Origin of the sequence: Pseudomonas helmanticensis, from assembly GCF_900182985.1 — a bacterium.
In the GTDB taxonomy this organism is placed as follows: Bacteria; Pseudomonadota; Gammaproteobacteria; order Pseudomonadales; family Pseudomonadaceae; genus Aquipseudomonas; species Aquipseudomonas helmanticensis.
In genome coordinates this window covers 445,395-465,021 of sequence record NZ_FXUY01000001.1, presented here as the reverse complement: position 1 = coordinate 465,021, position 19,627 = coordinate 445,395, and the positions used below count along the sequence as shown (strand labels likewise).

The following is a 19,627-nucleotide window of genomic DNA, read 5'->3' as shown; positions in this document are numbered from 1 at the left end:
ATCATTGTCCCGCCTCTTGCTTTTGCAATCAGTCGCGAACCGGGCCCGGGGCCAGGACTTCACGCGAACCGTTGGTGTTCATGGAGGTGACGACGCCGGCCATTTCCATGGCTTCGATCATCCGCGCAGCGCGGTTGTAACCGATCTTCAGCTTGCGCTGTACCGCAGAAATCGATGCACGACGGCTTTCGAGAACGAACTGCACGGCTTCGTCATACAGCGCGTCGGTTTCCGGATCATCGCCATCGCCGCCTCCGCTGCTGCCTTCGAAGCCGCTGCCGGCCTCTTCGACACCGTTGAGGATGTCGTCGTTGTATTCCGGGGCGCCGCGCAGTTTCCACGCCTCCACCACACGGTGGACTTCTTCGTCGGAAACGAACGCGCCGTGAACCCGGATCGGCAGGCTGGTGCCCGGCGGCATATAGAGCATGTCACCGTGGCCGAGCAGTTGTTCGGCGCCGCCCTGGTCGATGATGGTCCGCGAGTCGATCTTGCTCGACACCTGGAACGCCATACGCGTCGGAATGTTGGCCTTGATCAGACCGGTGATCACGTCCACCGACGGTCGCTGGGTCGCGAGGATCAAGTGGATACCCGCCGCACGCGCCTTCTGCGCGATACGGGCGATCAGTTCTTCAACCTTCTTGCCGACGATCATCATCATGTCAGCGAATTCGTCGACGACCACAACGATGGTTGGCAGCTTCTGCAACAGCGGCGCTTCGTCGTGGATGCTTTCGCGCTTGTACAGCGGATCGCTCAACGGCTCGCCGGCGTCCTGGGCTTCCTTGACCTTGGCGTTGAAGCCGGACAGGTTACGCACGCCCATTTTCGCCATCAGCTTGTAGCGGCGCTCCATCTCGGCAACGCTCCAGCGCAAAGCGTTGGCAGCGTCCTTCATGTCGGTCACGACCGGGCAGAGCAGGTGCGGAATGCCTTCGTAGATCGACAATTCCAGCATCTTCGGGTCGATCATGATCAGCTTGGCGTCTTCCGGGCCGGACTTGAACAGGATCGACAGGATCATCGCGTTGACACCCACCGATTTACCGGAACCGGTGGTACCGGCCACCAGCAAGTGCGGCATCTTCGCCAGGTCAGTGATCACCGGCTTGCCACCGATATCGTGGCCCAGCGCCAGGGTAACCGGCGATTTGAAGTTGTCGTACTCGGGCGTCGACAGCACTTCGGAGAAGCGCACGATCTGCCGGTCTTCGTTGGGAATCTCGATACCGACGGTGGTCTTGCCCGGAATCACCTCGACCACCCGCACACTGGTCACGGCCAGCGAACGCGCAAGGTCTTTCGCCAGGTTGGCAATGCGGCTGACTTTGACGCCAGCAGCCGGCTGGATTTCGTAACGGGTAATCACCGGGCCAGGATGGATCGAATCCACCGTGACTTCGACGCCGAACTCCTTGAGCTTGATCTCCAGCAAGTGGCCGACCGCTGCCAGGGATTCCGGCGAATAATTGAGTTGTTTCTTTTCCGCAGGATCGAGGATCGAGATCGGCGGCAAGGTGCCTTCCACGGCGCTGTCGACGAACAACGGCACCTGTTTCTCTTTCTGTACGCGCTTGCTTGGCTCTGGGGCCTTGACCGGCGCCGGGGCAATCACTGGCGGCACCTGTTTCTCGCGGTCGGACATGTGCTTGCTCAGGGCTTGCTCACGTTCGATCAGGCGTTCTTTGACTTTGGCTTGCTCGCGCTTGTCGGTGACCGTTGGCGCGACCACATCATGCACGCGATCGTCGACTTCACGCAGCTGCGCGACCAGTTGTTTGCGCTCGGTACGCGCCGACCACCAGCGGTTGAGTGCGCCCTGGAACAGTTCGAACAGGTCGAGGGTGATCTTGCCGGTGATGTCCATCACCTTGAACCACGACAGGTCGGTGAACACGGTCAGGCCGAACAGGAACAGGGCAATGAACAGCAGTGTGCTGCCTTGAATGTTCAGCGCGTTCTTCGCCAGATTGCCGAGGCTTTCGCCCAGCGCACCGCCCGCACCCGCCGGCAGACCCGACGCCGCGTGAAAGTGCAAATGCGCCAGCGCAGCGCCGGACAGCACCAGAAACACCAGACCGATCAGGCGCCAGGAGAACAGCCAGCCGCTCCACTGCCACGGCTCGTGACGCTGACGAAAAATCTGATAAGCCTTGATTGCCAGCAGCAACGGGAAGATATAGGCGAAATAGCCGAGCACCATAAACAGGATGTCGGCGCTGTAGGAGCCCGCCGGGCCGCCGAAATTCTGTACGTCGTCGATCTTGCTGTTGTGGCTCCAGCCCGGATCGTCCTTGCCGTAGGTCAGCAAGGCCATCATCAGGAACAGGCACAAGGCGCCAATGGCGATCAATGCACCTTCCTTGAGCCGGTAGTGCAACTGTTGGCGCCAGAGCGGAACGACTGTTTTAGGTGCTGCGGTGGATTTCTTCAAAACGCTACTTTTCCTGCGCCCGAGGCGCGTCCATCTATTGAATGACGATAAAAAACTGCCCAATCCAGGCAGGTAACAAAGTGAGCGAGCGCAACTGGGACTACTTTTAACACTGCGCCGAGGCTTTTAAAAACACGGCACAACGCGAATATTCTGTAACAGCCCGGCATTGTACGGGTTTGTACGTGCGATGCCATGCTTCAAACCCCAGGGTAAAGCATAGTCAAGCACACAAACCTGTGGGCCAATTTGAGCATGCATTACCTTTTGTGACAAAGGCTTATGAGGTGTATTTGATGAACGCAGCGAAGCATTCACGCCTGATCATCCTCGGCTCCGGCCCGGCCGGTTACAGCGCCGCCGTATACGCCGCCCGCGCCAACCTCAAACCGGTGGTGATTACCGGTCTGCAGGCCGGTGGCCAGCTCACCACCACGGTCGAAGTCGACAACTGGCCCGGCGACGTCGAAGGCCTCACTGGGCCGGTGCTGATGGAGCGCATGCAGAAACACGCCGAACGCTTTGCCACAGAGATCGTTTACGACCACATCCACACCGCCAAGTTGCAGCAGCGCCCGTTTGAGCTTGTCGGCGACAGCGGCACCTACACCTGCGACACGCTGATCATTGCCACCGGCGCCTCGGCGCAGTATCTGGGCCTGCCGTCGGAAGAGGCCTTCGCCGGCAAGGGTGTTTCCGCCTGTGCGACCTGTGACGGATTCTTTTATCGCAATCAGGTGGTCGCGGTCATTGGTGGTGGCAACACTGCCGTGGAGGAAGCGCTGTACTTGTCGAACATCGCCAAAAGAAGTGCATTTGGTCCATCGTCGCGACAAGTTGCGCTCAGAGAAAATCCTCCAGGACAAACTCTTCGAAAAAGCCGCCAACGGCAATGTGCGCCTGCACTGGAACCAGAATCTCGACGAAGTGCTCGGTGATGCCAGCGGTGTGACCGGCGCTCGTCTGCGCGACAGCCACACCGGCGAAACCCGCGAGCTGGCGCTGGCCGGCGTGTTCATCGCGATTGGCCACAAACCCAACACCGACCTGTTTCAAGGCCAACTGCCGATGCGTGACGGTTATTTGCAGGTCAAGGGCGGCAGCGACGGCGATGCCACCGCCACCGCCATCCCCGGTGTGTTTGCCGCCGGCGATGTCGCTGACCATGTTTATCGCCAGGCCGTCACCTCAGCCGGCGCCGGCTGCATGGCCGCGCTTGATGCCGAGAAGTATCTGGACGACATTCCTGTCATTTAACGGCACACTTTATCGCGGGCCGAACGGTCCGCACTGCCCTCCCCTTCTGCAAGCCTGGATGCCATGCTGACTTGGTTACAACGCAATTCCCTGACTTTTCCGCCACTGGAAAAGGCCATGCGCGACCCCAACGGACTGCTCGCCGCTGGCGGAGATCTGTCTGCCGATCGTTTGATCCAAGCGTATCGCCACGGCTGTTTTCCGTGGTTTTCCGAAGGCCAGCCGATTCTCTGGTGGTCGCCGGACCCGCGCACCGTGTTGTTTCCCGACGAACTGCATGTCTCGCGCAGCCTCGGTAAACTGTTGCGCCAGCAACGCTATCAAGTGACGTTCGATCAGGACTTCGATGCGGTGATCCGCGCCTGCGCCGCGCCCCGCGATTACGCCGACGGCACCTGGATCACGGAGGCGATGCAAGACGCTTACATTGAACTGCACCGCCGCGGCTTTGCCCACTCGGTCGAGGTTTGGGATCAGGGCGAATTGGTCGGTGGCCTGTATGGACTGGCGATGGGCCGACTGTTTTTCGGCGAGTCGATGTTCAGCCGCGCCGACAATGCCTCGAAATATGGCTTTGCCACGCTGGTACAGCACCTGAAAGACGCGGGATTCGTGCTGATCGATTGCCAGATGCCGACCGATCATCTGCACAGTCTCGGCGCCCGGGCCATTCCCCGCGACGAATTCGCTGATTATCTGGCCCGCCACCTGGATCAACCCAGTCGCGCCACCTGGGTTTGCTGAGCGACTTTTGCGCGCGTGGCTTACACTTAATTCACCAGCTTATCCCGAGGGTTGATCATGACCGAGTTGGCGCGTTTGAAGTTCTATGCCACTCAGCCTCACTCTTGCAGTTATCTGCCCGAGGAGCAGGCCACGACCCTGTTTCTCGACCCGAGTCAGCCCATGGATGTGCACGTCTACGCAGACCTGTCGGAAATGGGCTTTCGTCGCAGCGGCGATCATCTGTACCGGCCGCATTGCCAGAATTGCAATGCGTGCGTGCCTGCGCGCATTCCGGTCGCGCAGTTCACCCCCAATCGTCAGCAGAAACGCATTTTCAAACGCAATGCCGATTTGCAAGTGCGCCCGGCCAAGCCGCAGTTCAGCGAAGAATATTTCGATCTGTACCAGCGCTACATCGAACAACGCCATGCCGACGGCGATATGTACCCGCCGAGCCGTGATCAATTCTCGACGTTTCTGGTGCGCGACCTGCCCTTCTCGCGCTTTTACGAGTTCCGACTCGACGGACGGTTGCTGGCTGTGGCGGTGACCGATTTGCTGCCCAACGGTTTGTCGGCGGTGTACACCTTCTACGAACCTGACGAAGAGCGGCGCAGCCTCGGGCGTTTCGCGATCCTGTGGCAGATCGGCGAGAGCCAGCGTCTCGGGCTTGAAGCGGTTTACCTGGGTTACTGGATCAAGAACTGCAAAAAGATGAACTACAAGACGCAATATCGGCCCATCGAATTGCTGATTAATCAGCGCTGGGTCATCCTCAACTAAACCCGCACCCTAAACCCCTTGGCGTAAACCCCATTTTTCGGGCACAATGCACGCCGCTTTTGCCTGGCGCAGTTGCACCGGGCCATTCATTGGATACCGAGGGCTTTACTGCATGTCGAAAGAAGACAGCTTCGAAATGGAAGGCACTGTCGTCGACACCCTGCCCAACACCATGTTTCGTGTGGAGTTGGAAAATGGGCACGTCGTAACCGCGCATATTTCCGGCAAGATGCGCAAGAACTACATTCGTATTCTTACCGGTGACAAAGTGCGCGTCGAGCTGACGCCCTATGACTTGAGCAAAGGGCGCATTACTTACCGCGCTCGTTAATCAAGTCAATACAGAACGCCCGGTTTATGCCGGGCGTTTTTGTGTCTGCGTTTTGGGGGTTAGGCTTGGAGTTGGAGTTGGGGGCATATCCGTTTTTTCGGGTGCTGCCGCTGGCGGTTTCGCTCTTACAGCGAGTCACCTTTTCCAAACGCCGAAAAGGTAACCCAAAAGGCTTTGCCCCGGCGTACGGCACTTCGCCGAGGCTCAGTGTTCCCTCGCTACGATGTCCATCCGGGGGCATCGCCTACGGTTTGCTTCGCTGCACCTCCTCTCGATGAATGCGGCTGCGCCGCACGGCGCTGCGCGCCTAACCCCCGGATGGACACCTACGCTCGGCCTGCCGATGGGGCAAAAAATCAAAAGCCAAAGCCAGATCAAAAGCCAGATCAATAGCCCCTCACCCTAGCCCTCCCGAAACGTCGGACCGCCCGTAGGGAGAGGGGACTGACCGAGTGGTTTGGGAGAGGTACGCTGACGTGCGATACCGCGTTGAACTCAGATTTTGAAAGGCCCAAAAATCGGCTCCCTCTCCCTCGGGAGAGGGCTGGGCGGGCGGCGTTCCGATGAGGGGCAGCTCCAACGCAAATCCAAAGCCGACCACGCTGTACCCCTCACCACTCAACAGGATGAGCGTTAGCTCGGCTGCAGCTTTTGATCTGTAAGGCGACGTCGGAAGGCTGAGTGGAGGGATTGATCCGGGGGTGGGAGCGCAGCGACCGTTTGGCGCAGCCAAACACAGCGAGAGGAGGTGCAGCGAAGCAAACCGTAGGCGCTGCGCCCGGATCGATCCCGCAGCGAAGGAACCCCGAGTTCCAGCGAGCGGGCCGAACGTAGGAGCAAGCCTTTTGGGTTACCTTTTCGGCGTTTGGAAAAGGTGACCCGCCGTAAGGGCGGAACCCTAAGCAGCCGTTGCCGCAGCAACGGATATATACCCAAAAGCAAAAAGGCACCCGAAGGCGCCTTTAGCTTTACAGCATCAGCCAAAAACCATCAGGCCATCTCTGCGGTGGTCTCGAAGTCAAACGTCAACTCGCCATCCTTGATGTCGATGTGCACCACACCGCCATGCTCGGCCAGCTCGCCAAACAGAATTTCCTCTGCCAGCGGACGCTTGATCTTGTCCTGGATCAGACGCGCCATTGGACGTGCGCCCATTGCCGAGTCGTAACCACCGGCCGCGAGCCAACTGCGCGCCGCGTCGGTAACCTCCAGCAACACACGCTTGTCTTCCAGTTGCGCCTGAAGCTCGGTAAGGAACTTGTCCACCACACTTTTGATGACCTCATGACTGAGGCGACCAAACTGGATAATGGTGTCCAGACGGTTACGGAATTCCGGCGTGAAGCTCTTCTTGATCACTTCCATCGCATCGGACGAGTGGTCCTGATGGGTGAAACCGATCGAAGCACGCGCCGCCGTTTCGGCACCGGCGTTGGTGGTCATGATCACGATCACGTTGCGGAAGTCCGCCTTGCGCCCGTTGTTGTCGGTCAGCGTACCGTGGTCCATGACCTGCAACAGCAGGTTGAAGACTTCCGGATGCGCCTTCTCGATTTCATCGAGCAACAATACGCAGTGCGGCTGCTTGGTGATCGCTTCGGTCAACAGACCGCCCTGATCGAAACCGACATAGCCCGGAGGCGCACCGATCAGACGCGATACGGTGTGACGCTCCATGTACTCGGACATGTCGAAACGTACCAGCTCGATCCCCAACGCCTTGGCCAGTTGCCGCGCGGCTTCGGTTTTACCGACACCGGTCGGCCCTGCGAACAGGAACGATCCGACTGGCTTGTCAGGCGATTTAAGCCCGGCACGCGACAGCTTGATTGCAGTCGACAGCGAATCGATCGCGGCGTCCTGTCCAAACACCGTCAGCTTCAGGTCTCGCTCCAGGTTACGCAGCAGTTCCTTGTCGGAACTGGTGACGTGCTTCGGCGGAATCCGCGCGATTTTCGCGACGATGTCTTCGACGTGCGGCACTTCGATACGCTTGGCGCGCTTCTCGACCGGTTGCAGACGCTGATAGGCGCCCGCCTCGTCAATCACATCAATGGCCTTGTCCGGCATGTGCCGGTCATTGATGTAGCGCGATGCCAGTTCAGCAGCGGCACGCAGCGCTTCGTCGCTGTATTCGATGTTGTGGTGCTGCTCGAAACGCCCTTTCAGGCCGCGCAGGATACCAATGGTGTCTTCCACCGATGGCTCGACGACATCGACCTTCTGGAAGCGACGCGCCAGGGCACGATCCTTCTCGAAGATTCCGCGAAACTCCTGGAACGTGGTCGAACCGATGCAGCGAATGTCGCCAGACGACAGCAGCGGCTTGAGCAGATTCGAAGCGTCCATGACCCCGCCCGACGCAGCGCCCGCACCAATAATGGTGTGGATCTCGTCGATGAAGAGAATGGCTTGCGGACGTTTTTTCAGTTCATTGAGCAGCGCTTTGAAGCGCTTCTCGAAATCACCGCGATACTTGGTGCCCGCGAGCAGAGCACCGAGATCAAGCGAATAAACTACGCTACCGGCCAGCAGATCCGGCACCTGGTTGTCGACAATACGCTTGGCCAGGCCTTCGGCAATCGCGGTTTTACCCACGCCTGCTTCACCGACCAGCAGCGGATTGTTCTTGCGTCGACGCGCGAGAATCTGCGCGACACGCTCGACTTCCGATTCGCGGCCTACCAGCGGATCGATGCGACCCTGGCGTGCGAGTTCGTTGAGGTTGCTGGCATAAGCATCCAGAGGATTGCCTGAAGAAGAAGACTCACCGCCCTCGTCGTCCTGCATATCTTGTTCACCTTCAGAGTGATCGCCATGCCCAGGCACTTTGGAAATGCCGTGAGCGATGTAGTTGACGACATCGATGCGCGCAACGCTCTGCTGTTTCAGCAGGAACACTGCCTGACTCTCTTGCTCACTGAAGATTGCAACCAGCACGTTGGCGCCAGTTACTTCGCGTTTGCCCGAGCTCTGTACGTGGAAAACAGCACGTTGCAGTACACGCTGGAAGCCCAGGGTTGGCTGGGTTTCGCGATCTTCGTCATGAACGGGGATCAGTGGCGTGGTGGAGTCGATGAACTCCTGCAGGTCATGCTTGAGTTTGTCGAGGTTCGCGCCGCAGGCACGCAAAACGGTGGCGGCAGCCTCATTGTCCAATAAGGCCAGCAAAAGGTGTTCGACGGTCATGAATTCATGACGCTTCGAACGAGCCTCCTTGAAGGCAAGATTGAGGGTGACTTCGAGCTCGCGGTTTAACATAGCTTCACCTCATACCCAAGTGGTCGGCGATTAACCGTCCTTCTCGATTTCACAGAGTAGCGGATGCTGGCTTTCCCTGGCGTACTGGTTGACCTGCATGGCCTTTGTCTCGGCGATGTCGCGGGTAAACACTCCACATACTGCCCGTCCTTCTGTGTGGACGGCCAGCATGACCTTGGTCGCCAGCTCGCGATTCAGGTTAAAAAACACCTCGAGCACTTCGACGACGAAATCCATCGGTGTGTAGTCATCGTTGAACAAAACCACCTTGTACATCGGCGGCGCCTGTAATGCAGGCTTTGCTTCCTGAACAGCAACGCCCGCCGAATCGTCGTCGTGTTCCTCCGGGTGATCCTTTTGGAGAGTCGGGCGATCCTGATTGAATGTTAGTCGAATCTGGCTGATTGCATGCATGGAAAGAAAGGTTCGTCAGTTGTGCAAATACAGTGGTGGGGGCGGTTGTCCACGTTTTCAACTCCGACTGCCCGGTCACCTTGACTATCGGGAAAACGGTGTTACAACCAATAGAGCCCACAGTGGGTAAAAAAGATCCGCGGAGTCAATCCTTTTAACGGATTAGATTGCGGATGACTTGGATGATACTCCAGCGATGGAGTCTGTTGCAGAGGGATTTGAGCATGGCTGTCGGCAAGGTGAAATGGTTCAACAATGCCAAGGGATTCGGCTTTATCAATACCGACGCCCGCGAAGGCCGCGACGAGGACGGGAAAGAGATCGACTTCTTTGCCCATTACTCCGCCATTGAAATGGACGGGTATAAAACCCTCAAGGCAGGACAAGCCGTGGTTTTCAATATTGTTCAAGGCCCCAAAGGACTGCATGCGGTCGGCATCAATGCTGTCATCGAGAAACCATCCAGTGCCGCTGAAGGCGCGGCTGTCGGCGCCGCTGCTGCTGCCGCTGCCGCGACTGCCAAAGCGATGAGCTGACTGATTTACCTCTGAATACCGGCAATAAAAAAACCGCCTGACTCAATTCATCGAGTCAGGCGGTTTTTGTGTGCCTGCGTTTTACATGTGCGAGATCAGCGCATCGCCGAAGCCTGAAGAGGAAACCAGTTTGGCGCCGTCCATCAGACGTTCGAAGTCATAGGTCACTGTCTTGGCCGAGATCGCGCCGTTGGTGCCCTTGATGATCAGATCCGCCGCTTCCGTCCAGCCCATGTGGCGCAGCATCATTTCTGCCGAGAGAATCAGCGAACCCGGGTTGACCTGATCCTTGCCGGCGTACTTCGGCGCGGTACCGTGGGTCGCTTCGAACATGGCCACGGTATCGGACAGGTTGGCGCCCGGCGCGATACCGATACCGCCCACTTCTGCGGCCAAGGCGTCAGAAAGATAATCGCCGTTCAGGTTGAGGGTGGCGATCACATCGTATTCGGCCGGGCGCAGCAGGATCTGCTGGAGCATGGCGTCGGCGATGGCATCCTTGACCACAACATTCTTGCCGGTTTTCGGGTTCTTGAACTGCATCCACGGGCCGCCGTCGAGCAGGGTCGCGCCGAATTCTTCGGCGGCCACTTCGTAGGCCCACTCTTTGAAGGCACCTTCGGTGAACTTCATGATGTTGCCTTTGTGCACGATGGTCAGTGAATCGCGGTCATTGTCGACCACATATTGCAGGGCCTTGCGTGCCAGGCGCTTGGTGCCTTCCAGCGAAACCGGCTTGACACCGATGCCGCAGTTTTCGTCGAAACGGATCTTGGTGACGCCCATTTCTTCTTTAAGGAATTTGATGACCTTGGTGGCTTCCGGCGAACCGGCCTTCCACTCAATGCCGGCATAGATGTCTTCGGAGTTCTCGCGGAAGATGGTCATGTCGACGTCGCCAGGCTTTTTCACCGGGCTCGGCACGCCTTCGAACCAGCGCACCGGGCGCAGGCAGACGTACAGGTCGAGTTGCTGACGCAGGGCCACGTTCAGCGAACGAATGCCGCCACCGACCGGCGTGGTCAGCGGGCCTTTGATGGAAACCACGTAATCCTTGACTGCGTCGAGGGTTTCCTGCGGCAGCCAGGTGTCCTGATCGTAAACCTGAGTGGCTTTTTCCCCGGCGTAGACTTCCATCCAGGAAATCTTGCGTTTACCGCCGTATGCCTTTTGAACTGCAGCATCGACAACCTTGATCATCACCGGGCTGATGTCGACACCAATGCCGTCACCTTCGATGAAGGGGATGATCGGGTTATCAGGAACATTGAGAGAATGGTCTGCATTGACGGTGATTTTGTCGCCGACGGCTGGAACCTGAATCTTCTTGTAACCCATGCTGAACTCCATTGTTTGGATTGAACATCTGGCTTGGTTCGAGCGTAACCCAGTTAAATCAACACGCAAACCCTCTGTTCCCGGCAATCGCACAACTCGTTTCGTACAAGCCTGAAAGCAAAGGGAAAAGCGCCAAACTCAAGCATTCGCAACGACTCTACGCGCCACCCTGCCCTGCGACCTTTAGACCAATGGACGAGATTGGTTGCATATGAACCATCGGCAGATTGCCAGCTACCTATGTATAATGCCGCCCGCTGACCACAGGGTCACGACGGCTGGCCTCTCTAGTACGAGACTTTCCGCCTGATTGGTCGGGTTGTTACCGCAGCCTGACTGCTTGACGCTCTACTGATGCACCCAACATCACCGCGAAGAATCTCGACATTCGGTTCATGGATGACTTTGAACGAACGCGCTTACCCGGCGCCCCTCGAGTTTCTGCGCACGCTTTAGCAAAGAAGAGAGAGTTAATCCGAATATGCCCACCCGCTCGAAGATCATCTATACCTTCACCGACGAAGCTCCTGCCCTCGCCACCTATTCCCTGCTGCCGATCATCGAGGCTTACACCGCCTCGGCCGATATCGCCGTGGAAACCCGCGATATCTCTCTTGCAGCACGCATCCTGGCAAGCTTCCCCGAGCAACTGGGCGACAAAGCCGTTGCCGACCACCTCGCCGAACTGGGCGACCTGGCCGTTACGCCTGAAGCCAACATCATCAAGCTGCCGAACATCAGCGCTTCGGTTCCACAGCTGCAAGCCGCGATCAAAGAGCTGCAAGCTCAGGGTTACAACCTGCCGGACTACCCGGAAACCGTAACCAGCGACGCCGACAAAGACGCCAAGGCGCGTTACGACAAGATCAAGGGCAGCGCCGTGAACCCGGTTCTGCGCGAAGGCAACTCCGACCGTCGTGCACCGCTGTCGGTGAAGAACTACGCGCGCAAGCACCCGCACAAAATGGGCGCCTGGGCCAAAGACTCCAAGTCCCACGTCGCTCACATGAGCACCGGCGATTTCTACGGCAGCGAAAAAGCTGCCCTGATCGACGCCGCTGACGCTGTGAAGATCGAGCTGATCGCCAAAGACGGCACTGCGACCGTTCTGAAAGAAAAAACCACCGTTCAGGCTGGCGAGATCCTCGACTGCGCCGTGATGAGCAAAAACGCCCTGCGCGCGTTCATCGCTGCTGAAATCGACAGCGCCAAGGCCCAAGGCGTGTTGCTGTCGGTTCACTTGAAAGCGACCATGATGAAGGTCTCCGACCCGATCATGTTCGGCCAGATCGTTGCCGAGTTCTATAAAGACGCTCTGACCAAGCACGCAGCCGTGCTGGCCGAGATCGGCTTCAACCTGAACAACGGCATCGGCGATCTGTACGCGCGCATCAAGGCCCTGCCGGCCGAGCAGCAAGCGCAGATCGAAGCTGACATGGCGGCGGTCTATGCTGCTCGCCCATCGCTGGCGATGGTCAACTCCGACAAAGGCATCACCAACCTGCACGTGCCGAGCGACGTTATCGTCGACGCCTCGATGCCAGCGATGATCCGTGACTCCGGCAAAATGTGGGGCACCGACGGTCAGCTGCACGACACCAAGGCTGTGATCCCGGATCGTTGCTACGCAACCATCTACCAGGCGGTGATCGAAGACTGCAAAGCCAATGGCGCTTTCGACCCGACCACCATGGGCAGCGTGCCAAACGTTGGCCTGATGGCGAAGAAAGCCGAAGAGTACGGCTCGCACGACAAGACCTTCCAGATCAAGGCTGACGGCGTGGTTCGCGTGACCGACAGCAAAGGCACCCTGCTGATGGAACAGGCTGTTGAAGCCGGCGACATCTTCCGCATGTGCCAGACCAAAGACGCGCCGATCCAGGACTGGGTCAAACTGGCCGTCAACCGTGCTCGCGCCAGCAGCACGCCAGCGATCTTCTGGCTCGACCCGATGCGCGCTCACGACGGCGTAGTGATCGAGAAAGTTCAGGCGTACCTGAAGGATCACGACACGGCCGGTCTGGACATCCAGATCATGGCGCCGGTCGACGCAATGAAGTTCACCCTGCAGCGCACCCGCGAAGGCAAGGACACCATTTCGGTGACCGGCAACGTACTGCGCGACTACCTGACTGACCTGTTCCCGATCATGGAACTGGGCACCAGCGCCAAAATGCTGTCGATCGTGCCGCTGATGAACGGCGGCGGCCTGTTCGAAACCGGCGCCGGCGGTTCGGCTCCGAAGCACGTGCAGCAACTGGTTGAAGAGAACTTCCTGCGCTGGGATTCGCTGGGCGAGTTCCTCGCACTGGCAGCGTCCCTTGAGCACTTGGGCGTGAACTACAACAACCCGAAAGCACTGGTGCTGTCGAAGACTCTGGATCAGGCCACTGGCCAGTTCCTCGACAACAACAAGTCGCCATCCCGCAAAGTCGGCAACATCGACAACCGCGGCAGCCACTTCTATCTGGCAATGTACTGGGCTCAGGCTTTGGCCGCCCAGACTGAAGACGCTGCACTGCAAGCGCAGTTCGCGACGCTGGCAAAAACCCTGACCGAGAACGAGGCAACCATCGTTGCCGAGCTCAACGCCGTTCAGGGCAAGCCAGTCGACATCGGCGGTTACTACCACGCCAATGCCGAGCTGATCAGCAAGGCCATGCGCCCAAGCGCAACCCTCAACGCGGCGATTGCTGCGCTGGTTTAAGGTTGTAGCGCGGTAAACAAACCCCGGCCCTGTGCCGGGGTTTGTGTTTCCAGAGCTCACACAATTCCCTTGTAGGAGTGAGCCTGCTCGCGATAGCGGTATACCATTCAACAATTATGGTGACTGACATTGCGCTATCGCGAGCAGGCTCACTCCTACAGGGATTGCATTTCAATCCCAGAATTGAGGAAGGTTTTATGGATTGGCTCCCCCACATCACCGTTGCCACCATCGTCGAGGACAACGGTCGTTTCCTGATGGTCGAAGAACACAAGGCCGGGCGTAACGTGCTCAACCAACCCGCCGGCCATCTCGACCCGGACGAAACCCTGATCGAAGCTGCCGTGCGTGAAACCCTCGAAGAAACCGGCTGGGACGTCGAACCCACCGGCGTCATCGGCATTTACCTGTACACCGCACCGAGCAACGGCGTGACCTACCAGCGCGTGTGTTTCAGCGCCAAAGCCGTCAAACATCACCCGGATTACCAGCTCGACGACGGCATCGTCGGCGCCAAGTGGCTGACCCGCGACGAATTAATCGCCCAGCGCGACCACTGGCGCAGTGAGCTGATCATCCGTTGCATCGACGATTATCTGGCGGGCAATCACTTCGGCCTCGAACTGATCCGCCCTTCTCTTTAGCCTTGAGGCCGTGAGCCTGATAGAATCGCGTCCTTTTTCAAGACACTCATTGAATCCCTATGCGTGATCCAGCCCCTTCTGACACATCCAAGAAGCGCGTCATTGTCGGCATGTCCGGCGGCGTGGACTCTTCCGTTTCCGCTCTCCTGCTGATCGAGCAGGGTTACGAGGTGGAAGGCCTGTTCATGAAGAACTGGGAAGAAGACGACGGAACGGAATACTGCACCGCCATGGACGACCTGGCGGATGCCCAGGCTGTCTGCGACAAAATCGGCATCAAGCTGCACACCGCCAACTTTGCCGCCGAGTACTGGGACAACGTGTTCGAGCACTTCCTGGCCGAATACAAGGCCGGGCGCACGCCGAACCCGGACATCCTGTGTAACCGCGAAATCAAGTTCAAGGCGTTCCTCGACTACGCCATGATGCTCGGCGCCGACCTGATCGCCACCGGCCATTACGTGCGCCGCCGTGACATCGACGGCCGTACCGAACTGCTCAAAGGCCTCGACCCGAACAAGGATCAGAGCTACTTCCTGCACGCCGTCGGCGGCGAACAGATCGCCAAGACCCTGTTCCCGGTCGGCGAACTGGAAAAGCCCGAAGTTCGCAAAATTGCCGAAAAATACGAACTGGCGACCGCCAAGAAGAAGGATTCCACCGGGATCTGCTTTATCGGCGAACGTCGTTTCAGCGACTTCCTCAAGCAATACCTGCCGGCACAACCGGGCGAGATCAAAACCACCGAAGGCGAAGTCATCGGCCGTCACCACGGTTTGATGTACCACACCATCGGCCAGCGTCAGGGCCTCGGCATCGGCGGTTTGAAAGACGCTGGCGATGAGCCGTGGTACGTGCTGCGCAAGGATCTCGACACCAACGAGCTGATCGTCGGCCAAGGCAACAACCATCCGTGGTTGTTCTCCGGTGCCCTGCTCGCTTCGGAAATCTATTGGGTCAACCCGATCGACCTGAGCCAGCCGCTGCGCCTCACTGCCAAGGTTCGCTATCGCCAGAGCGATCAGGCCTGCATTCTGGAAAAAACCGCCAGCGGCTACCGCGCTGTGTTCGACGAGCCGCAACGCGCGGTGACGCCGGGCCAGTCCGTGGTGTTCTATGACGGTGAAATCTGCCTCGGCGGCGGCGTGATCGAAGTCGCCGAGCCGTGGAGCGGCCAGGCATGAGCCCGACTCAGGAACAACTGACGGCGCTCGGCGGGGTATTTCTCGCCGCCGTGCTGGTCGACCGGATCGCCAAGACCGGGCAGACCAGCGAAGCCGGCCTGACCTGCATGCTCGGCAGCCTGCTGGTGCGCGACCCGAAAGACACGCTGGACGTCTATGGCGGCGATGACCTCAATCTGCGCGAGGGTTACCGCGCGCTGATCGGGGCACTGGAACGCGACCCGAGCACTCTGCAGCGCGAGCCACTGCGCTACGCCCTGTCGATGCTCGGCCTCGAGCGGCAACTGGCCAAGCGCAACGACATGCTCGACACCATCGGCAAACGTCTGCCGCAGATTCAGTCGCAGGTCGAGCATTTCGGCCCGGCCCATGAAAACGTGGTTGCGGCTTGCGGAGCTCTGTATCAGGACACCCTGAGTACCCTGCGCCAACGCATTCAGGTGCACGGCGACATGCGCAACCTGCAGCAACCGAGCAACGCCTCGAAAATTCGCGCCCTGCTCCTCGCCGGCATTCGTTCGGCGCGCCTGTGGCGGCAGCTCGGCGGCCATCGCTGGCAGTTGGTGATCAGCCGGCGCAAGCTGCTCAAAGAGCTGTATCCGTTGATGCGCAGCGAGTAAACGCCGCGCAATAAAAGCTTTGTAGTCTGTAACGCGTAATACGCCGGTCAGTTGGCAACGGATCGGCGGATTTTTTCATGTATGATACGCGCCCCATTTCGTTGCCCGACTGTCCGAGAACACCCCATGCAGCTTTCTTCGCTCACTGCGGTTTCCCCTGTTGACGGCCGCTACGCCGGCAAAACCCAGGCCCTGCGCCCGATTTTCAGCGAGTACGGCCTGATCCGTGCCCGTGTTCTGGTTGAAGTGCGCTGGCTCCAGCGTCTGGCCGCCCACGCTGGTATCCCTGAAGTGCCAGCCTTCTCCGCCGAGGCCAACGCCGTTCTCAATGAACTGGCTGAAAACTTCTCGCTGGAGCACGCCGAGCGCGTCAAAGAGATCGAGCGCACCACCAACCACGACGTCAAGGCGATCGAATACCTGCTCAAAGAGCAGGCGGCCAAGCTGCCGGAGCTGGCCAATGTCAGCGAGTTCATCCACTTTGCCTGCACCAGCGAAGACATCAACAACCTGTCCCACGCCCTGATGCTGCGCGAAGGCCGTGACGACGTGATGCTGCCGCTGATGCGCCAGACTGCCGAAGCCATCCGCGAACTGGCGATCCGTTTCGCTGACGTGCCGATGCTGTCGCGCACTCACGGCCAACCAGCCTCGCCGACCACTCTGGGCAAAGAGCTGGCGAACGTGGTTTACCGTCTTGAGCGTCAAATTGCTCAAGTCGCTGCCGTTCCGCTGCTGGGCAAGATCAACGGCGCTGTCGGCAACTACAACGCACACCTGTCGGCCTACCCGCAGATCGACTGGGAAGCCAACGCCCGCGCCTTCATCGAAGACGAGCTGGGCCTGGGCTTCAACCCGTACACCACGCAGATCGAACCGCACGACTACATCGCCGAGCTGTTCGACGCGATCGCGCGCTTCAACACCATCCTGATCGACTTCGACCGCGACATCTGGGGCTACATCTCCCTGGGTTATTTCAAGCAGCGCACCATCGCTGGCGAAATCGGTTCGTCGACCATGCCGCACAAGGTCAACCCGATCGACTTCGAAAACTCCGAAGGCAATCTGGGCATCGCCAACGCACTGTTCCAGCACCTGGCGAGCAAACTGCCAATCTCCCGCTGGCAGCGCGACCTGACCGACTCCACCGTACTGCGCAACCTCGGTGTCGGCTTCGCCCACAGCGTTATCGCGTACGAAGCCAGCCTCAAAGGCATCAGCAAGCTTGAGCTGAACGCTCAGAAGATTGCTGCCGACCTCGACGCTTGCTGGGAAGTATTGGCTGAGCCGATCCAGACCGTGATGCGCCGTTACAACATCGAAAACCCGTACGAGAAGCTGAAAGAACTGACTCGCGGCAAGGGCATCAGCCCTGAAGCGTTGCAGACTTTCATCGATGGTCTGGACATGCCTGCCGAAGCGAAAGCCGAGCTCAAGCAACTGACCCCGGCCAACTACATCGGCAACGCTGTAGCGCAAGCCAAACGTATCTGATCGACCGTTTGACCCGTTTGAGACGCCCGGCCGCGCCGGGCGTTTTTATTCCCGTCTGAAAAGTGCTTTTTTTCAATAGGTTACATATGAATTCCGATATTCCTCTTCAACTTCTGGGCGGCATCACGGCGCGCGAATTCCTGCGCGACTACTGGCAGAAAAAGCCACTGTTGATCCGTCAGGCAATTCCTGACTTCGAAAGCCCGATCGACGCCGACGAACTGGCCGGCCTGGCCCTGGAAGAAGAAGTCGAATCGCGTCTGGTGATCGAGCACGGCGAGCGCCCATGGGAACTGCGTCGCGGCCCGTTCGCTGAAGACGAGTTCAGCAAACTGCCAGAAAAAGAGTGGACCCTGCTGGTACAAGCGGTTGACCAATTCGTCCCGGAAGTCAGCGAGCTGCTGGAAAACTTCCGCTTCCTGCCGAGCTGGCGCGTCGACGACGTGATGATCAGCTTCGCCGCCCCGGGTGGCAGCGTCGGTCCGCACTTCGACAACTACGACGTGTTCCTGCTGCAAGGCCACGGCAAGCGCAACTGGAAAATCGGCCAGATGTGCGATTCCGAGAGCCCGCTGCTGCAACACGCCGATCTGCGCATCCTCGCTGAATTCCACGAGACCGAAGAGTGGGTGCTGGAACCGGGCGACATGCTCTACCTGCCGCCGCGCCTGGCTCACTGCGGTGTCGCGGTCGACAATTGCATGACCTACTCGGTCGGTTTCCGTGCGCCGAGCGCTTCCGAAGTGCTGACCCACTTCACCGACTTCCTCAGCCAGTTCCTGACTGACGAAGAGCGCTACACCGATGCCGACGCGCAACCGGCAGCCGATCCGCATCAGATTCAGCACGATGCGCTGGACCGCCTGAAAAGCCTGCTCGCCGAACACATGAGCGACGAGCGCCTGCTGCTGACCTGGTTCGGCCAGTACATGACCGAGCCGCGCTATCCGGAGCTGGTGGTTGGCCCGGAAGAAGTCGAAGAAGAAGACTTCCTCAGCGCTCTGCAGGATGGCGCGATCTTGATCCGCAACCCGAGCGCGCGCCTGGCCTGGTCGGAAGTCGATGACGACCTGCTGCTGTTCGCCAGCGGCCAGAGCCGTTACCTGCCGGGCAAACTGCGCGAGCTGCTGAAACTGATCTGCGCCGCTGACGCCCTGCACACCGATAACCTCGGTGAGTGGCTGAACGACGAAGACGGTCGCGGCCTGCTGTGCGAGCTGGTCAAGCAAGGCAGCCTGGGGTTCGCGGATGAATAAGATTCGCGTACGTGTCGCAGATTGGCAGAAGGACATCGCCGAAATCCGGCGCATTCGTGAAACGGTGTTCATCGCCGAACAATCGGTGCCACCCGAGCTTGAATGGGACGCGGATGACGCGACCGCCGTGCATTTCCTGGCGTTTGAAGGCGACTTTCCGATCGGCACTGCACGCCTGCTGCCGGATGGGCACATCGGCCGGGTTTCGGTGCTGAAAGACTGGCGCGGGATGAAGGTCGGTGATGCGCTGATGCAAGCGGTTATCGCTGAAGCAGAAGCGCGCGGCCTGAAGCAGCAGATGCTCAGCGCGCAAGTGCAGGCCACGGCGTTCTACGAGCGCCTGGGTTTCAGCCTGGTCAGTGAGGAGTTCCTGGAAGCAGGGATTCCGCATGTCGATATGGTTCGTCATTCGGCCTGAACCCTGCCCTGATCGTTCCCACGCTCTGCGTGGGAATGCCTCTTGGGACGCTCCGCGTCCCTTGCGGCATGTGACGCAGAGCGTCACTGGCTGCATTCCCACGCCGAGCGTGGGAACGATCACGCCCCGCCATCTTCCGATGCCGGGGCGTTTTGCTGTCTACGATTCAACTTGCCCCACCCCAGGCCGACAAACTGGCAATATCAAGCCTTTCGAAA

The 19,627-nt window shown here is 59.0% G+C and carries 15 protein-coding genes and 1 pseudogene; 12 read left to right on the top strand and 4 right to left on the bottom strand.

The genetic code is table 11. The features are described from left to right. Nucleotides 1–28 precede the first annotated feature (28 nt). Complete coding sequence (locus QOL84_RS02290) at nt 29–2,437, bottom strand: DNA translocase FtsK (protein WP_129394507.1); 2,409 nt, start codon at nt 2,435–2,437, stop codon at nt 29–31. A gap of 296 nt (nt 2,438–2,733) precedes the next feature. Here QOL84_RS02290 and trxB point away from each other — a divergent pair. The 4 genes and pseudogenes from trxB to infA all read left to right on the top strand — a co-directional run bounded on the left by trxB (nt 2,734) and on the right by infA (nt 5,534). Beyond that, nucleotides 2,734–3,694: pseudogene (gene trxB, locus QOL84_RS02285) on the top strand (thioredoxin-disulfide reductase). 63 nt (nt 3,695–3,757) lie between these two features. Further along, nucleotides 3,758–4,438, top strand: coding sequence for a leucyl/phenylalanyl-tRNA--protein transferase (gene aat / locus QOL84_RS02280; RefSeq protein WP_283436000.1), 681 nt, complete (start codon nt 3,758–3,760; stop codon nt 4,436–4,438). Nucleotides 4,439–4,495: 57 nt separating this feature from the next. Continuing rightward, nucleotides 4,496–5,203, top strand: a complete 708-nt coding sequence (locus QOL84_RS02275; RefSeq protein WP_129394511.1) for an arginyltransferase — start codon at nt 4,496–4,498, stop codon at nt 5,201–5,203. 112 nt (nt 5,204–5,315) lie between these two features. Next, nucleotides 5,316–5,534: a translation initiation factor IF-1 gene (infA, locus tag QOL84_RS02270; protein WP_002553999.1), complete on the top strand. Its 219-nt coding sequence runs from the start codon at nt 5,316–5,318 to the stop codon at nt 5,532–5,534. A gap of 990 nt (nt 5,535–6,524) precedes the next feature. On the opposite strand, the gene clpA is transcribed toward infA, so the two are convergent. Continuing rightward, entirely contained in the window at nt 6,525–8,795 is a 2,271-nt protein-coding gene (gene clpA / locus QOL84_RS02265; protein WP_007920210.1) for an ATP-dependent Clp protease ATP-binding subunit ClpA, read from the bottom strand. Nucleotides 8,796–8,825: 30 nt separating this feature from the next. Beyond that, nucleotides 8,826–9,209: an ATP-dependent Clp protease adapter ClpS gene (gene clpS, locus QOL84_RS02260; protein WP_129394512.1), complete on the bottom strand. Its 384-nt coding sequence runs from the start codon at nt 9,207–9,209 to the stop codon at nt 8,826–8,828. 224 nt (nt 9,210–9,433) lie between these two features. Here clpS and QOL84_RS02255 point away from each other — a divergent pair, with 224 nt between their 5' ends. Beyond that, nucleotides 9,434–9,745, top strand: coding sequence for a cold shock domain-containing protein (locus QOL84_RS02255; protein WP_129394513.1), 312 nt, complete (start codon nt 9,434–9,436; stop codon nt 9,743–9,745). A gap of 81 nt (nt 9,746–9,826) precedes the next feature. On the opposite strand, the gene icd is transcribed toward QOL84_RS02255, so the two are convergent. Next, nucleotides 9,827–11,083: an NADP-dependent isocitrate dehydrogenase gene (gene icd, locus QOL84_RS02250; protein WP_007920207.1), complete on the bottom strand. Its 1,257-nt coding sequence runs from the start codon at nt 11,081–11,083 to the stop codon at nt 9,827–9,829. A gap of 481 nt (nt 11,084–11,564) precedes the next feature. Between icd and QOL84_RS02245 the strand changes: the two genes are divergently transcribed. From QOL84_RS02245 to QOL84_RS02215, 7 genes are all read left to right on the top strand, one after another. Next, nucleotides 11,565–13,790 carry an NADP-dependent isocitrate dehydrogenase gene (locus tag QOL84_RS02245; protein WP_283435999.1) on the top strand — a complete coding sequence of 742 codons (2,226 nt, stop codon included), beginning with the start codon at nt 11,565–11,567 and terminating at the stop codon, nt 13,788–13,790. 197 nt (nt 13,791–13,987) lie between these two features. Beyond that, nucleotides 13,988–14,434 (top strand): NUDIX hydrolase, encoded by a 447-nt coding sequence (locus tag QOL84_RS02240; RefSeq protein ID WP_283435998.1) that lies wholly within the window; start codon nt 13,988–13,990, stop codon nt 14,432–14,434. Between the two features lie 59 nt (nt 14,435–14,493). Further along, nucleotides 14,494–15,618, top strand: coding sequence for a tRNA 2-thiouridine(34) synthase MnmA (gene mnmA, locus QOL84_RS02235; RefSeq protein WP_129394517.1), 1,125 nt, complete (start codon nt 14,494–14,496; stop codon nt 15,616–15,618). Beyond that, nucleotides 15,615–16,238 (top strand): high frequency lysogenization protein HflD, encoded by a 624-nt coding sequence (gene hflD / locus QOL84_RS02230; protein ID WP_038362633.1) that lies wholly within the window; start codon nt 15,615–15,617, stop codon nt 16,236–16,238. The genes mnmA and hflD overlap by 4 nt, the downstream gene beginning before the upstream one ends. Before the next feature lie 126 nt (nt 16,239–16,364). Beyond that, nucleotides 16,365–17,735: an adenylosuccinate lyase gene (purB, locus tag QOL84_RS02225; RefSeq protein WP_159813879.1), complete on the top strand. Its 1,371-nt coding sequence runs from the start codon at nt 16,365–16,367 to the stop codon at nt 17,733–17,735. An 86-nt stretch (nt 17,736–17,821) separates the two neighbouring features. Continuing rightward, complete coding sequence (locus QOL84_RS02220) at nt 17,822–18,991, top strand: ribosomal protein uL16 3-hydroxylase (protein WP_129394519.1); 1,170 nt, start codon at nt 17,822–17,824, stop codon at nt 18,989–18,991. Beyond that, nucleotides 18,984–19,409, top strand: a complete 426-nt coding sequence (locus QOL84_RS02215) for a GNAT family N-acetyltransferase (RefSeq protein ID WP_025108996.1) — start codon at nt 18,984–18,986, stop codon at nt 19,407–19,409. Before QOL84_RS02220 ends, QOL84_RS02215 begins: the two co-directional genes overlap by 8 nt. Nucleotides 19,410–19,627 lie beyond the last annotated feature (218 nt).

Coding starts and splice junctions, on each gene's coding strand:
- aat (WP_283436000.1), top strand. CDS start 3,758: ATGCTGACTTGGTTACAACGCAATTCCCTGACTTTTCCGCCACTGGAA.
- QOL84_RS02240 (WP_283435998.1), top strand. CDS start 13,988: ATGGATTGGCTCCCCCACATCACCGTTGCCACCATCGTCGAGGACAAC.
- mnmA (WP_129394517.1), top strand. CDS start 14,494: ATGCGTGATCCAGCCCCTTCTGACACATCCAAGAAGCGCGTCATTGTC.
- icd (WP_007920207.1), bottom strand. CDS start 11,083: ATGGGTTACAAGAAGATTCAGGTTCCAGCCGTCGGCGACAAAATCACC.
- infA (WP_002553999.1), top strand. CDS start 5,316: ATGTCGAAAGAAGACAGCTTCGAAATGGAAGGCACTGTCGTCGACACC.
- QOL84_RS02215 (WP_025108996.1), top strand. CDS start 18,984: ATGAATAAGATTCGCGTACGTGTCGCAGATTGGCAGAAGGACATCGCC.
- clpS (WP_129394512.1), bottom strand. CDS start 9,209: ATGCATGCAATCAGCCAGATTCGACTAACATTCAATCAGGATCGCCCG.
- QOL84_RS02255 (WP_129394513.1), top strand. CDS start 9,434: ATGGCTGTCGGCAAGGTGAAATGGTTCAACAATGCCAAGGGATTCGGC.
- purB (WP_159813879.1), top strand. CDS start 16,365: ATGCAGCTTTCTTCGCTCACTGCGGTTTCCCCTGTTGACGGCCGCTAC.
- hflD (WP_038362633.1), top strand. CDS start 15,615: ATGAGCCCGACTCAGGAACAACTGACGGCGCTCGGCGGGGTATTTCTC.
- clpA (WP_007920210.1), bottom strand. CDS start 8,795: ATGTTAAACCGCGAGCTCGAAGTCACCCTCAATCTTGCCTTCAAGGAG.
- QOL84_RS02245 (WP_283435999.1), top strand. CDS start 11,565: ATGCCCACCCGCTCGAAGATCATCTATACCTTCACCGACGAAGCTCCT.
- QOL84_RS02275 (WP_129394511.1), top strand. CDS start 4,496: ATGACCGAGTTGGCGCGTTTGAAGTTCTATGCCACTCAGCCTCACTCT.
- QOL84_RS02220 (WP_129394519.1), top strand. CDS start 17,822: ATGAATTCCGATATTCCTCTTCAACTTCTGGGCGGCATCACGGCGCGC.